The organism is Iamia sp. (assembly GCF_035575815.1).
Lineage (GTDB): Bacteria > Actinomycetota > Acidimicrobiia > Acidimicrobiales > Iamiaceae > Iamia.
On record NZ_DATLXO010000102.1, the window covers coordinates 26,090 to 40,257 of the forward strand.

Genomic DNA, 14,168 nt, shown 5'->3' on the forward strand with positions numbered 1-14,168 from the left:
GGGCTCGTCGTGCGGCTCTCGCCCGTTCACTCCGGACAGGCGCGGCGCGCGACGTTCCCGGTCTGTCGCACCCCACGATTCCCCGGCCGGGCCGAGGGTCAGTAGGCGGCGGCCATCCCGGCGTGCTGCATGGCGATGCGCAGGTCCTCGGGTCGCGCCGCGGCGGCCACCGCGTCGCGGACGCTGATGACCATGTCCTGGTAGAGCCCGAGCAGCGCCTGGTCGAAGGTCTGCATGCCGTGGTACTCGCCTTCGCGCATGAGTTCCTCGATGGTGGTCTCATCAGCGCCGGCGGCGATGGCCTCGCTCATCTTCTGGGTGCCGGTGAGCACCTCGACGGCGGGCACCCGCCCCCGGCCGTCGACCCGGTCGAGCAGTCGTTGGGCGACCACCCCGCGGAGCACCTGGGCGATCGAGTAGCGGGCCTGGCGCTGGAGGTGCGGCGGGTAGAAGTCCACCAGCCGGGTCGCGGTCTCGGCCGCCGAGAGGGCCGGCATCGACACGATGACCAGGCGCCCGAAGAGGGCCTCGGACACCACGCCCTCAGCCGTGGCTCGGGTCCGAGATGTCGCTGACGAAGATGACGTCCGCGTTCTGGCGACCGACGCGTCGCAGGGCGTCGGCCACCGACTTGGCGTCGCTGCCGATCTCGCGCTGGCTCACCAGCGACTGCTTGTCCGAGAGGAGGACCTCGATCGGGTCCTCGAGGGTGACGATGTGGCGGGCCCGGGTGGCGTTCACGCGGTCGAGCAGGGCGGCGACGGTCGTGGTCTTGCCCGATGCGGCCGGGCCGGCGATGACGATGAGCCCGGAGTCCTCCATCGCCAACTTCTCGACGATCGCCGGGAGGTTCAGGTCCGCAATGGCCGGAGCCCCGGGCACGACGCGCCGCACCGCCAGGCTGAGCGACCCCCGCTGGCGGAACACGTTGATGCGGAACCGGCCCACCCCTGCGACCCCGTGGGCCACGTCGACCTCGCCCCGCTCCAGGAGCTCCTCGGCCTTCTGCACGGGCAGCAGCTCGGCGAGCATGGCCTCGATCTCGATCGGACCCATGGGATCGAGGGTCGTCGGCTGCAGGTGACCGTCGACGCGCAGGTGCGGCGGTGACCCGACCTTCACGATCAGGTCAGAACCCCGGCGGTCAGCAGGTGGTGCAGGAGCTGGGCCAGATCGGGCACTGTCGTCTCCGTCGAGGGGATGCGGTGCCCGCCGGCGGGCACCGCACGGGCCTTCCCTGCGTCGGCCGTCAGCCTCGCGACTTGAGCGATGCGCCGGACGTGGCCTGCGGACCGACGTCGCCTCGCGTCACGACGTGGCCTGACGGTGGCGCAGCAGAGCCGCGGCCACGGCGTCGGAACCGGGGCCCCCGCCGGTGGCGGCCTCGGGCCGGTGATCGACGTCGACCAACCGGCCGAGGGCGGCCCCGACCGAGTGGGCCAACCCGTCGAGGTCGTAGCCCCCCTCGAGGAAGAGCAACCGGCGCCCGGCCGGGGCGAGGGCGAGCAGGTCGCCGGTGATGTCGGCGAAGTCCCCGGCGGTGAGGCCCATCCCCGCCAACGGATCGGCGCGGTGGGCGTCGAAGCCGGCCGACACCAGCAGCCAGGTGGCAGCGTGAGCCTCTGCCGCGGGGGCGATGAGCTCGGCCACCGCCCGCCGGTACACGTCACCGGTGGCGCCCGCCGGCAGCGGCACGTTGATCGTCGTGCCCACACCGTCGCCGGCGCCGACATCGCCCAGGGCGCCGGTCCCGGGGTACAGCGGCCACTCGTGGAGCGAGCAGAACAGCACGCGCGGGTCGCGGTAGAAGACCTGCTCGGTGCCGTTGCCGTGGTGGGCGTCGTAGTCGACGATCACGACCTTCTCCCCCGCATCAGCCAGGGCGGCGGCCACCACCGCTATGTTGTTGAAGAGGCAGAAGCCCATCGGCCGGGCGGGGGTGGCGTGGTGCCCGGGCGGGCGCACCGCACAGAAGCCGGCGTCACCCTCGCCCGCCCGCAGGCGGTCGACCAGCTCGAGGCCGGCCCCCGCGGCGAGCCGGGCGGCCTCCATCGAGTGGGGGCCGACGGTGGTGTCAGCGTCGAGGTGGCCCCCTCCGGCGGCACCGAAGCGGTCGAGCGCCTCGACCAGGCCACGGTCGTGCACGCGGGCCAGGTCGTCGTCGGTGGCCAGGCGAGGGGTCACGAGGGTGATGGCCTCGGTGAGACCGGCCGCCGCCAGGCCCCGCTCGACCGCGCCCAGGCGGGCCGGGCGCTCAGGGTGACCGACGCCGGTGTCGTGATCGAGGAACCGCGGGTCCGACGCGACGAGCAACCTCATCAGCGCCGCTCGGAGGCATGCGAGCGGGGCGACGTCTGGTGTCCACGGGTGCTCACGGGGTGAACGCTAGGACCGGCTCCCGCCCACCGCTACCCGGCGGCCCGAGGTTGCCGAGGCGACGGCTCCATCCACCGCCATCGGCACCCTTGCCCGTCCGGGTGTCGGCGGATCGACCGGTGCGACGCCGTGGACGGGTGGCCCCGCCCGGAAGGGTGCGCGACCGTAGGCTCACCGGCGACGTGGACTACGCCGACGTACCTCCCCCACCCCGGCTCCCCGCCGACGGTACCGGTGCCCATCGCCCACCGGTCGGCTCCCGCGCCCTGCGCACCTCCGCATGGCGAGGCCACGACGACGTCGCACTCATCGTCCCCCGTCCGGGCGTCGCGGCCCCGACCCCTTCCGAGGTCGAGGCGGTGATCGACACCGTGGCCCGCTCGGGGGTGCGGCGCCTCGTCACCGGCGCCCTGGCTCCCATCGAGCAGGGCCCCTTCCTGGCGGTCGGGTTCGAGGTCCACGACCGCCTGCACCTGCTCCGCCACGACCTGGTCGACCTCCCCGCCGCCCGACCGGTGACCGCTCGCCTCCGCCGGGCTCGACGTGCGGATCACGACGCCGCCCTCGTCGTCGACGCTCGAGCGTTCGATCCCTTCTGGCGCTTGGACCGCGCTGGGCTCGACGACGCCATCGGGGCCACGTCCGCGGCGCGCTTCCGGGTGGCGGACCTCGCCCGGGTGGTGGGCTACGCCGTCACCGGCCGCGCCGGCGACCGTGGCTACCTGCAGCGTCTCGCCGTCGAGCCCGAGCACCGAGGTCAGGGCCTCGGTGCCGCCCTCGTGCTCGACGGCTTGCGGTGGCTGCGTCGCCGCCACGTCGCCACCGCCGTGGTCAACACCCAGGTCGCCAACATCGGCGCCCTCGCCCTCTACCGGCGGCTCGGCTTCGTCCCGCAGCCCACCGGGCTCACGGTGCTCACCCTCGTCGTCGGCGACGGCCAGTGAGCGAGCGCCGCGAGCGAACCCGACAACACGGGCTCTCTGACGGCGGAGCCTGCGGAGCCGCCAGCGCTCACCGGTGCCCCCCACCGCCGACCCGGGTTCGGATGCCACCAGCACCCGAGGCGCACCAGTGAGCGAGCGAACGCCGAGCCGCGCCCGGCGCCGATCACACGTTGCGCTCCGGGCCCTGGCGGTGCTCGTGGCCCTCGCCCTCTCGACGGTCGCGACGCCCGGACCCGACGCCTCAGCGGGGGTCGCAGCTCAGCTCCCCGACGAGCCCGCCGTCACCTTCCGCGGCATAGACCAGGAGCCCTTCGTCGCGATCGACGGCACCTGGCGCCTCGAGCTGGCGATCGAAGGTGCGCCCGCCGGGGCCTCGGTCCGCGGTGCCATCTACGATCGCTTCGAGGACCGGGACGGCTTCAAGCGGGCCCTCTTCGGCGTCGTCGAGGGTGATCAACGGGCGACGATCCCCGCCATCGACCTCGAGCCCACCTCCGTCGCGCCGGGGGGCGGCGCCCTGGTCAACCTGGCCGTGACCCTCCGCTCCGAGGAGGACACCCGGCCCGGGTGGGCCTTCCTCGAGCGAGGTCTGCTTCCCGGCGTGTACCCCATCGAGGTCGAGACCCTCGATGCCGAAGGTGCGCCCCTCGCCCGCACCGTCGTGTTCCTCGCCCGCGTCCCCTCGGGCTCCGAGGAGGGGGCCGACCGACCGCCGTTGCTCGTCGCCCCCGTCTTCCCCGTCGGGGGGCCGCCTTCGGTCGACGCCGGCGGCGGTACTCAGCTCACCGACGAGGTCATCGAGGGTGTGCTCGCCACCGCGACCGGCCTCGGCCCCACCGGCGAGATGCCCGCGACGCTGGTCCCCCGCCCCGAGACGATCGAGGCCCTCGACCGCGACGACCGGGGCACCGACGCCCGCGACGCCCTGGGTGCGGCCGCCCGCAGCCGACAGGTCGTCGACGGTCCGTACGTCGATGTGCCCCTCTCCGCGTGGGTCGACCGGGGGATGACCAACGAGCTCGAGCGCCAACGGGAGCGGGGCAACAGCGTCCTCACCCGGAACCTGGGCCGCATCGACAGCAGCACCTGGCTGGCGGAGGAGGGCCTCACGACCGCGGCGGCCGAGGAGCTGTGGCGCGTCGGGGTTCGCACCGCGATCCTGCCCCCGGGGGCCAGCGAGCCGGGCGAGGGGCCGACCGACGGTCCCTTCACCATCGCCGCCGGCCCGACCCGCACGATCCAGGCCGTCCAGGCCGACGGCGGGCTCTCCTTGGCCCTCGACCGCAGCAGCGCACGGGGCCAGGCCCCCGACCCCGTGCTCGACGACGGCGGTCTGGCGGCCGAGCTGGCGCTCGTCGCCGAGCTGAGCGACGCACCCGCCGGGGTCGTGCTCCTCGGTCCCGAGGGGTGGCCCGAGGCCGCCGCCGACGTGGCGCGCCTGGAGGCGGTGCTGTCGCACCCGTTGGCGCCCGTGCGTCCGGTGTCGGTCTCCGGGCTGCTCGACGGCGTCGCCGACAGGGGCCCCCGCCTACTGCGGACGCCGACGACGATCGATCTGGGCGACCACCCTCAACGCCTGGCCCTCGCCCGGTCCCGCCTCGGCTCCTTCCTGAGCCTGGTGGGGCCCGATGCTGCCGAGGTGGCGGCGCTCGACCAGCGTCTCCTCCTCTCGGGCGCCACCTCGCTGAGCGGCGACGAGCGCAAGGAGTACGTCGAGTCGGTGCTGACGACGGTCGACCGCCGCCTGGCCCGCATCGAGGCCCCCACCCGACAGACCATCACCCTCACCGCCAACGACGCCGACATCCCCCTGACCCTCCGCAACCAGCTCGACGTGCCCGTCACCGTGCTCATCGAGCTCGACTCCGACACCCGGGTCGAGTTCCGCGACGGGGCTCGGATGGTCGAGGTCCTCCAGCCCGGCGACGAGGAGATCCAGATACCGGTCCACACCCGCGTGCCCGGCGAGTCACCCATCGACATCACGGTCCGCACGCCCGACGGGACCGTGTTGCTCGACGAGGTCGAGTACACGGTGCGCTCGACCGCGGTCTCGGGGATCGGCATCTTCCTCTCGGTGGGCGCCGCCGGGTTCTTGTTGCTCTGGTGGGCCCGGCACTGGACCCGAGCCCGTCGGGCCCGTCGCCCGGCGGCGACGGCCAACGCGACCGCGCCGCCCACGTAACCTGCCGGCGCGACCCGAGGTCGGATGCCGGATCGGCGCCCCGGTGCCGCACCCCCGACCCCGAGGAGACCCATGGCTGGCGTCAGCATCGTCACCGACAGCTCGTGTGACCTGCCCCCGGAGCTCGTCGACGCCCACGGCATCACGGTGGTGCCCCTCAGCATCCGCTTCGGCGACGACGAGCTCACCGACGGCGAGGAGCTGTCCGCCGCCGAGTTCTACGCCCGCATGGACGTCTTCGAAGGCCTGCCGGAGACCGCCGCTCCCGCCCCGGGCGCCTTCGAGGCCGCGTTCCGGGCCGGCGCGGATGTCGCTTCGGTGGTGTGCGTGAACCTGTCGTCGGCCCTCTCGGCCACCATGGCCTCGGCCCAGAACGCGGCCCGCGCCGTCGGGGGCGACCTCGACGTGCGGATCGTGGACTCCAAGTCGATCACCGCCGGTCTCGGCACCCTCGTCATCCTGGCCGCCGAGGCCGCCGCCGCCGGTGCGACCGCAGACGAGGTCGTCGCCGTCGTCGAGCAGAACCGCACCCGCAGTCGCATCTACGGAGGCCTCGACACGCTCGAGAACCTCCGCAAGGGCGGCCGCATCGGCGGCGCTCAGGCCATGCTCGGCACCCTCCTGTCCGTCAAGCCGGTGATCGACATCAGCACCGGGGTGGTCGAGGAGGCAGGCAAGGTCCGCACCCGGAAGAAGCAGATGCTCTTCCTGCGTGACCGTCTGACCGAGTCCGGTGCCATCGAGCGCCTGGTGGTGTGCGACGGCGGCGCCCCCGACGCCGAGGAGTTCGCCGACGTCATCGCCGAGGTCGTGCCGCGCAACAGCTTCACCCGCGCCACCATCGGACCGGTCATCGGCGCCCACGGCGGACCGCGCATAATCGGCTTGGCCTGGCTCGACCCGGCGTAGCCGGACACAGGATGCGTCCCGGGGACCCGTCCCCCGGCGGCGACCCACGTCGTTCCCTCGTCGCCCCCTAACGTCACCGTCGTGGGCCCCCCGCCTCTTGACCCCGGCGCGCCCGGACCCCTGCGACGCGGTTCCCTGCTCGCCGGCCGGTACCGCCTCGAGGACCCCCTCGCCACCGGGGGCATGGCTCGCGTCTGGACCGCCCGCGACGAGGCGCTCGACCGCCCTGTGGCGGTCAAGCTCCTGCTCGAGCACCTGAGGGAGGACGACTCCTTCGTGCGACGGTTCCGCGCCGAGGCCCTCGCCGCGGCCCGGCTGGCCCATCCGACCGTCGTCTCGGTCTACGACACCCTCTCGGCCGACGGCGTCGAGGCCATCGTCATGGAGCTCGTCGACGGCACGACCCTGCGCCACCTCATGGACCGGGACGGCCGGATGGAGGTGTCCGAGGCCGCCCGCATCGGCGCCCGCATCGCCGACGCCCTGACCGTTGCGCACCGCGCCGGCATCGTGCACCGCGACATCAAGCCCGCCAACGTCCTGCTCTCGACCACCGGCCGGGTGGTGGTGACCGACTTCGGCATCGCCAAGGCATCGGAGGGCGCGGACCTCACCACCGACAGCCAGATGTTGGGCACGGCCAAGTACCTCGCCCCCGAGCAGGTCGAGAGCAAGCCCGTGGACGGCCGCTCCGACATCTACGCCCTCGGGGTCGTGTTCTACGAGATGGTCTGCGGGCAGGTTCCGTTCAAAGCCGACACCGAGGCCGGCACCGCCCTCGCCCGGCTGCACCAGGACCCGCCGTCGCCCCGCCGGGTCCGCCCCGACCTGCCCCAGCCCGTCGAGAGGATCGTGCTGCGGATGCTCGCCCGCAACCCCGCCGATCGCTGGCCCGACGCCCCCAGCCTGGCCCGCACCCTCGCCGCGCTCGCCGCCGGTCGCGCCCTGCCCCCGGAGCCTCCCGGAGCTCGCCCCGCCGCCAACCCCCCGGCGCGCCCGCAGTTCCGCCCGGCCTCACCGTCCCCGGCTGCCCGCGTCGCCGAACCGACCGCTGCCGGCCGCGCCCCGGGGGCCTTGCCGGCGCCTCGGTCCGCACCCTCGCCCTCGGGTGGGACCGATCCGCTCCCGGCCGAGAGCCCACCGGCCCCGACGCGTTCTCGCCGCCTGACCCCGACCCTTCTCATCGTCACGGTGGTCGGCCTCTCGGCGCTCGTGATCGGTGCGCTCGGCTGGCGGGTCCTGGGCCCGGAGGGCACCGAGACCATCACGCCGGCCGCCGCCGACTTCGATCCCTTCGGCCGCGGCGAGCCGGGCGAGAACCCCGAGCTCGTGCCCCGAGCGATCGACGGCGACGCCGAGACCGCATGGGAGACCGAGCGCTACGACGACCCCGACATCGGCGCGTTCAAGGGAGGCGTCGGCCTGGCCCTCGACCTGGGCGAGTCGCGCACCGCCCGGACCCTCGACGTGCGCTCGCCCAGCACCAGGTGGACAGCCGAGGTGTACGTGCTCGACGATCAGCCCGACGGGCCGATCGAGTCGTGGGGGGAACCCGCAGCCGGAGCCGCCGCCATCGAGGGCGATGTCCGCTTCGACCTCGCGGGGGCGGAGGGCCGCACCGTGATCCTGTGGATCACCCGGACCACCGACGAGGGCACCGTCGCCGTGAACGAGGTCTCGGTGGAGGTCCAGTGAGACCCATCAGCGAGCGCCGCGAGCGAACCCGACGGCACGAGCGAGCTGCCGCGGACCGTGAGCGTGGCGAGCGAACCGCCGCTGACCCCGACGCCGACCTCCTGCCCGCGGCCCGATCCGGCGACCGCGACGCCATCGACGCCCTCCTGCGCCGCCACGAGCAGCAGCTCCACGCCGTGTGCCGACGCATCACCGGAGACCCGACCGATGCCCTCGACGCCCTCCAGGAGTCCATGATCGCCATCGTTCGAGGCCTGCCCCGCTTCGACGGCCACTCACGCGTCTCGACCTGGATGTATCGCGTGACCACCAACGCCTGCCTCGACGAGCTGCGTCGTCAGCGCCGGCGGCCGACCGCTCCCCTCCCCGAGCACGAGCAACCCGAGATCGGCGGGACGCCCGGCCACGACGAGGGCGTGTCGGACCGCACCGACATCGACCGAGCCATGGCGTCGCTGCCCCCGAAGCTCCGGGGCCCGGTGGTGCTCCGCGACCTGCTGGGGCACGACTACGCCGAGATCGCCTTGATCCTCGCCATCCCCCCGGGCACGGTGCGCTCGCGCATCGCCCGGGGACGCGCGGCGCTGGCCCGCCAGCTCGCCGGGAACCAGACCCCCGCCGCCGAACGTCCGACCGTGCTGCCATGACCCCACCAACCGATCCCGAGAACCCCTTCGACGGCGACCGCGAGCTGGCCGGCGGCGAGGTGGCCGTCCACGCCGTGCTCGACGGCGAGGCCACCGCCGAGCAGCGCCGCCGGGTTGCCCGTGACCCCCACCTCGTCGCCCTCCTGGCCGAGCTGCGGGCGGTCGCCGACGCCGTGGCCACCGTCCCGCCCGCCCCCCCTGCGGCCACCTTCGACCGCATCCGCACCGCCGCCCTCGACGCCCCCGCCCGCACGGGACGCGACGGCGGTCCCCTCCTCGACGAGGCCGCTCCCCCCGAGGCGGGGCCCCCTCCGATCGACGACGACGCGACTTCCCGGGGCGGAGGAGACGGTCGTGAGGGGGTCGTGGCCCTCGCACCGCGCCGGAAGAGGCGCTCGCTCCCGCCGCTCCCCGCGGTGGCGGCGGTCGTGGTGCTGCTCCTCGCCGTCGGTGTCGGGCTCATCGTCAGCGGGCAGGGCGATCGCGCCGAGCAGACCACGGCGGCCTCCCGGGACGATGCGGCCGACGATGGGACGAGAGGCGATGCCGACTCCGGCGGGTCCGGATCGGAGTCGGGAGCCGAGGACGCCCCGGGGTCCGGCGCCTTGAGCGCCCCGGGCGAGGTCTCGGCCACCTTCCCCGACGACGCCACGCTGCGGATGGCTCTCGAGCAGACCGACCCGGCCACGCTCGACCTTGCATCGCCCGACGTCAGCGGTGAAGCCGCCGGGCCCGAGTCTGCGGCCACCGAGCCCGACGATCGAGGAGCCTCCGAGGACTCCGCCCGCCCGTCAGACGAGGGTCGAGCCCTCGCCGCAGGGCCGGAGGCGGCACGCTGCAGCGCCGCCCTCGAGGCATCGGAACCCACCATCGCCCCCGCGGTGGCCGCCGCCCTCGTCACCGTCGACGGCCAGCAGCGACTGGTCCTCACCAACCCCGTTTCGGCCCGCGAGGGCAGCCCGGCCGCGACCCAGATCACGGTGTTCGATTCCGAGAGCTGCGTCCCGCTCTTCGCCGTGCGACGCGACCCCTGAGCCACCTGGCCGCCGCCCGGCCGGCGCCCGGCGCGCCCGTCTCACCCGGGCCCGGGCGGGAGACCAGGTCACGCCGCTAGGCTCCCCTCTCGTGCCCGTGCCCACCGAACCGTCGACCCCGACCCCCGGCGGATCCGACTGGCCGGCGCAGGCCACCGAGACCATCGTCGGGCTGGTCGACTCCGTCAAGGACAAGACCACCGGGCCGGCCACGACGATCGCCCGGGCCGTCGTCTACGGCACCCTCGCGGCCATCGTCGCCACCGCGGCGCTGGTGCTGTTCCTGGTCGTGTTGGTGCGGGGCTTCGACATCCTCGCCCAGGTCGTGCTCGACGCCATCGGCATCGAGAAGGCCGGTCGCTCCGTCTGGATCGCTCACCTGATCACCGGCCTCTTGTTCCTCGGGCCGGGCCTCCTGGCCTGGCGTCGGGGTGCCCGACCCGTCGCCGACTGACTCGGAACACCCCCGGGCGTTTCCCGGTTCCCTCAACTGGGCCCGCCCGCCCGCCGGACGGGTCGGCACGGAAGGGCCACTCGTCCCACTGGAGTCCGCGTGAGCAACCAGGTCCAAAAGCTGATCATCATCGGATCGGGCCCCGCCGGCCTCACCGCCGCCATCTACGCAGCGCGAGCCAGCCTCGACCCCATCCTGCTCGAAGGCGAGCCGTCCTCGACGACCGACCAGCCCGGTGGTGCCCTGATGACCACCACCGAGGTCGAGAACTTCCCCGGCTTCCCCGACGGGATCATGGGCCCCGACCTCATGCTGCGGTTCAAGGAGCAGGCTGCCCGCTTCGGCACCGAGCTGAAGATGGAGAAGGTGAGCAAGGTCGATCTCTCGGCCCGCCCCTTTCGCATGTGGGTCGGCGACCCCGACGCGAGCCAGCCCACCTACGAGGCCGACGCCGTCATCATCTCCACCGGCGCCCGGCCCGTGATGCTGGGCCTGCCCGGTGAGCAGGAGCTCGTCGGCCACGGGGTGTCGACCTGCGCCACCTGCGACGGCTTCTTCTTCCGTGACCACGACATCGCCGTGGTCGGCGGCGGCGACTCCGCGCTCGAGGAAGCCCTCTTCCTCACCAAGTTCGCCCGATCCGTCACCGTCGTGCACCGCCGCGATGAGCTCCGGGCCTCGAAGATCATGCAGGAGCGGGCCCTCGGCCACGACAAGGTCCACTTCGCGTGGAACAGCGTCGTCGACGGCATCGAGGGCGACGGCACGCTCAAGAGCATCCGCCTCCGCGACGTCACCACCGACGCCCCCCGTGACCTGCCGGTCACCGGCCTCTTCGTCGCCATCGGTCACCGTCCGAACACCGACATCTTCAAGGGACAGCTGGCGATGGACGACGGCGGCTACATCGTCACCGACGCCGGCTCCCGCACCGACGTCGAGGGGGTGTTCGCCTGCGGCGACGTGCAGGACACCATCTACCGCCAGGCCATCACCGCCGCTGGATCGGGCTGCATGGCCGCCATCGATGCCGAGCGGTGGCTCGAGGCCCAGCACTAGGTGGCGCCCGCCAGGTCTCGCGGAAGGGTCCCGGCCCTCGCGGGGTTGCACCTCCCGCCGGGATCCTGATCCTCACGATCCAGCAACCAAGGAGCGCAACCATGGCCAACGGTGTCGAGACCCTCAGCACCACCAGCTTCGACGAGGCGCTCGCCTCGTCGGAGATCCCCGTCCTCGTCGACTTCTGGGCCGAGTGGTGCGGGCCGTGCAAGACCATTGCCCCGATCCTCGAGGAGATCGCCGCCGAGCACGGTGACCGCGTACGGATCGCCAAGCTCAACGTCGACGACAACCCCGACATCGCACGCCGCTTCGACGTGATGAGCATCCCCACGCTCATCCTCTTCAAGGCGGGCAGCCCCGAAGCCCGCCTCGTCGGAGCCAAGGGCAAGAACCAGATGGTCGAGGAGATCAGCCCCCACCTGTAAGGCGACCGGCCCGCCGGATCTTGCGCCCGAGCGTCCCCGGCGCTGTGGGGACGGCTTCGGCGGGCAGGCCCTAGCCTGCGACGGTGCCCGCCGGCCCCGCCACCACCACCCCACCGGACCCCTCGAGTCCGAGCGGGCTCCCGTTGCGAACCGGCGCGGCGGGACCCTCGGTCGAGGACCTGCACCACCGGCTCCGCCGCATCGGCCACACTCCCGACGACGACGGCCGCTACGGCCCCGGCACCCAGGAGACGGTGCGTCGCTTCCAAGAGGAGCGAGGCATCCGCATCGACGGGGTCTGCGGCCGTCAGACGTGGAGCGCCCTGGTCGAGGCGGGGTGGCGCCTCGGTGACCGCCTCCTCTATGAACGTGCCCCCATGCTGCGAGGCGACGATGTCGTCGACCTCCAGGTTCGCCTGGGCGGTCTCGGGTTCCTCGACGATCGCATCGACGGCATCCTCGGGCCCATCAGCCGACGGGCGCTGGAGGACTTCCAACGCAACTGTGGCCTGACCGTCGACGGCATCTGCGGGCCCGAGACCATCTCCGAGCTGACCCGCCTCGGGGCCCACACGCCCACCACGGTGAAGGCCGGGGTCGTCGAGCGGGCCCGCCTGCGGGCCACCCCGCGCCAGCTCGCCGGCCGCCGGGTCGTCATCGGCGACCTGGGGGGCGTCGGCGCCCTGGCGGCGGCGGTCGAAAGAGCGCTCCACGCCGTGGGGGCGGCCACCGTCGTGGCCAGTCACCCCGATGGCTCGGCTCAGGCCCAGGAGGCCAACGCCCTCGACGCCGACCTGTACCTCGGGCTCGTCATCGCAGAGGTCCCCCGCTGCGCCTACTACGCGACCGCCGCCTTCGCCTCGGCCGGTGGGCAGCGCTTGGCCATGCTCCTCGCCGACGGGCTCGAGCAGAGCTCGGCGCTCGACCGGCCGGTGTCGGTCATGGGCATGCGCCTCCCGGTGCTGCGCGAGACCCGGATGACCGCCGTCGTCTGCGAGCTCGCCCCGCCACGGGTCGTGGTCGAGCGGAGCGCGGAGCTCGCTGAGCGGGTGCGGGCCACGCTCGGCACGTGGGTCACCGACCCGCTTCCCGCACCGCACTGAGGTCCGCCCACCCGCGACGGCGCCCGAGCGGCGTGGATGTCAGGTCCCTTCCGCGATTGCGCGTCGGTTGTGGGGCGATCTGAGGCCCTCGACCATCGAAAGATGGGGTGAGGGGGCCCAGAGTCGGCCGGGGCCGACACACAGGCTCAGAGCAGGCAAAGACGGGTCCGGTCGTTGCGCGTTGCCGGGCGGTTCAGCCCGGGGCCCGGGCGGCGCGATGGTGAAAGGCCCTTGACATATTGTCAACGAGGACCGACGCGCTGCTCGACGGTGGACGGCCGGCCAGAGCTCCGGCCCGTGCCGAGGGCTCCAGGGCGACATCTGGGGTCAGGCCGTCGTTGAGAGTCAGCGTTATCCACCGATTTATCCACAGCCTGTGACAAACGCGAAACCCGCGGTTCAGGCCCAGAGAGATGTGCCGCTGGTCACCGCGAGGGCAGCTTCGAGCGGAGCAGCCTCAGTCGATGCTCGAGGGATCGGTGAGCAGCCGGTAGATCCGCTCGAGGTCTTCGACGGTGGCGAAGTCGATGACAACCTTGCCCCGCTTGGCTCCCATCGAGACCGCGACCCGGGTGTCCAGGCGGTCCGAGAGCAGGCCCTCGAGCTCCAGCAACCCGGGCGGACGCACCCGGCCGGGCTCGGCCGGCTTGGCCGCGGCGGACTTGGTCGTACCGGCTTGGCGGGCCCTCACCAGCTCCTCGACCTCGCGCACGGTGAGGCCCTTCTCCAGGCTCCGCCGGGCGACGGACTCTTGGAAGGCGCGATCCGGGCTGCCCAGCAACGCTCGTGCGTGACCGGCCGACAGCTGCCCGTCGCGCACCATGCGCTGCACCGACGGCGGCAGCTGGAAGAGACGCAGGATGTTGGCCACTGCGGAACGTGACCGTCCGACCCGTCGCGCGATGTCATCCTGCGTCAGGCCGAAGTCCTCGATCAGCTGCTGGTAGGCGCCGGCCTCCTCGAGCGGGTTGAGGTCTTGGCGATGGAGGTTCTCGACCACCGCCTGCTCGAGCGACGCGCTGTCGTCGACGGTGCGTACGACTGCGGGAATGCGGTCGAGCCCGGCCCGGCGCGCCGCTCGCCACCGGCGCTCACCGGCGATGAGCTCGAAGCGCTCGCCCACCGGACGGACGAGCACCGGCTGCAACACGCCGAGCTCGCGGATGGAACCCGCCAGCGACGCCATGTTCTCCTCGTCGAACTGGCTGCGAGGCTGGTGCGGGTTGGGGTCGATGTCGCCCACGGCCACCTCGGCCAGACCGGGCCCGACGGGCGGAGGAGCGCTGTCCTCCGCGCCCTGAGACCCGGGGATCAAGGCATCGAGACCTCGACCA

At 73.3% G+C, this 14,168-nt stretch carries 14 protein-coding genes; 10 read left to right on the forward strand and 4 right to left on the reverse strand.

The features are described from left to right. Nucleotides 1-98: 98 nt before the first annotated feature. The 3 genes from VNL12_RS10785 to VNL12_RS10795 form a co-directional block, all read right to left on the reverse strand. Nucleotides 99-536 (reverse strand): hypothetical protein, encoded by a 438-nt coding sequence (locus VNL12_RS10785; RefSeq protein ID WP_325594385.1) that lies wholly within the window; start codon nt 534-536, stop codon nt 99-101. Between the two features lie 7 nt (nt 537-543). After that, nucleotides 544-1,056, reverse strand: coding sequence for an ATPase, T2SS/T4P/T4SS family (locus VNL12_RS10790; RefSeq protein WP_325594386.1), 513 nt, complete (start codon nt 1,054-1,056; stop codon nt 544-546). A 252-nt stretch (nt 1,057-1,308) separates the two neighbouring features. After that, the gene (locus tag VNL12_RS10795) at nt 1,309-2,319 is read right to left on the reverse strand and encodes a histone deacetylase (protein ID WP_325594388.1); all 1,011 of its coding nucleotides are present in this window, start codon (nt 2,317-2,319) and stop codon (nt 1,309-1,311) included. 239 nt (nt 2,320-2,558) lie between these two features. Here VNL12_RS10795 and VNL12_RS10800 point away from each other — a divergent pair, with 239 nt between their 5' ends. From VNL12_RS10800 to VNL12_RS10845, 10 genes are all read left to right on the forward strand, one after another. Further along, nucleotides 2,559-3,320 (forward strand): GNAT family N-acetyltransferase, encoded by a 762-nt coding sequence (locus VNL12_RS10800; protein WP_325594390.1) that lies wholly within the window; start codon nt 2,559-2,561, stop codon nt 3,318-3,320. A gap of 127 nt (nt 3,321-3,447) precedes the next feature. Further along, nucleotides 3,448-5,505: a DUF6049 family protein gene (locus tag VNL12_RS10805; RefSeq protein WP_325594392.1), complete on the forward strand. Its 2,058-nt coding sequence runs from the start codon at nt 3,448-3,450 to the stop codon at nt 5,503-5,505. Nucleotides 5,506-5,577: 72 nt separating this feature from the next. Further along, complete coding sequence (locus VNL12_RS10810) at nt 5,578-6,414, forward strand: DegV family protein (protein WP_325594394.1); 837 nt, start codon at nt 5,578-5,580, stop codon at nt 6,412-6,414. Between the two features lie 81 nt (nt 6,415-6,495). Continuing rightward, on the forward strand, nt 6,496-8,109 hold the full coding sequence (locus VNL12_RS10815) for a protein kinase domain-containing protein (RefSeq protein WP_325594396.1): 1,614 nt from the start codon (nt 6,496-6,498) through the stop codon (nt 8,107-8,109). Next, nucleotides 8,106-8,756 (forward strand): sigma-70 family RNA polymerase sigma factor, encoded by a 651-nt coding sequence (locus tag VNL12_RS10820; protein WP_325594398.1) that lies wholly within the window; start codon nt 8,106-8,108, stop codon nt 8,754-8,756. The genes VNL12_RS10815 and VNL12_RS10820 overlap by 4 nt, the downstream gene beginning before the upstream one ends. Beyond that, a complete protein-coding gene (locus tag VNL12_RS10825; RefSeq protein WP_325594400.1) occupies nt 8,753-9,790 on the forward strand; it encodes a hypothetical protein in 1,038 nt (345 codons plus the stop codon). The genes VNL12_RS10820 and VNL12_RS10825 overlap by 4 nt, the downstream gene beginning before the upstream one ends. A gap of 91 nt (nt 9,791-9,881) precedes the next feature. Beyond that, complete coding sequence (locus tag VNL12_RS10830) at nt 9,882-10,244, forward strand: hypothetical protein (protein WP_325594402.1); 363 nt, start codon at nt 9,882-9,884, stop codon at nt 10,242-10,244. A 99-nt stretch (nt 10,245-10,343) separates the two neighbouring features. Further along, complete coding sequence (trxB, locus tag VNL12_RS10835) at nt 10,344-11,303, forward strand: thioredoxin-disulfide reductase (protein ID WP_325594403.1); 960 nt, start codon at nt 10,344-10,346, stop codon at nt 11,301-11,303. Nucleotides 11,304-11,404: 101 nt separating this feature from the next. Continuing rightward, nucleotides 11,405-11,731: a thioredoxin gene (gene trxA, locus VNL12_RS10840; protein ID WP_325594404.1), complete on the forward strand. Its 327-nt coding sequence runs from the start codon at nt 11,405-11,407 to the stop codon at nt 11,729-11,731. An 83-nt stretch (nt 11,732-11,814) separates the two neighbouring features. Beyond that, on the forward strand, nt 11,815-12,834 hold the full coding sequence (locus VNL12_RS10845) for a peptidoglycan-binding protein (RefSeq protein WP_325594406.1): 1,020 nt from the start codon (nt 11,815-11,817) through the stop codon (nt 12,832-12,834). Between the two features lie 457 nt (nt 12,835-13,291). On the opposite strand, the gene VNL12_RS10850 is transcribed toward VNL12_RS10845, so the two are convergent. Next, a complete protein-coding gene (locus VNL12_RS10850; protein ID WP_325594408.1) occupies nt 13,292-14,149 on the reverse strand; it encodes a ParB/RepB/Spo0J family partition protein in 858 nt (285 codons plus the stop codon). Between the last annotated feature and the right edge of the window lie 19 nt (nt 14,150-14,168).

Bases quoted from the DNA above. Each gene is read 5' to 3' on its own strand.
- VNL12_RS10790 (WP_325594386.1), bottom strand. From the start codon at position 1,056: ATGGGTCCGATCGAGATCGAGGCCATGCTCGCCGAGCTGCTGCCCGTG.
- VNL12_RS10795 (WP_325594388.1), bottom strand. From the start codon at position 2,319: ATGAGGTTGCTCGTCGCGTCGGACCCGCGGTTCCTCGATCACGACACC.
- VNL12_RS10810 (WP_325594394.1), top strand. From the start codon at position 5,578: ATGGCTGGCGTCAGCATCGTCACCGACAGCTCGTGTGACCTGCCCCCG.
- VNL12_RS10825 (WP_325594400.1), top strand. From the start codon at position 8,753: ATGACCCCACCAACCGATCCCGAGAACCCCTTCGACGGCGACCGCGAG.
- trxA (WP_325594404.1), top strand. From the start codon at position 11,405: ATGGCCAACGGTGTCGAGACCCTCAGCACCACCAGCTTCGACGAGGCG.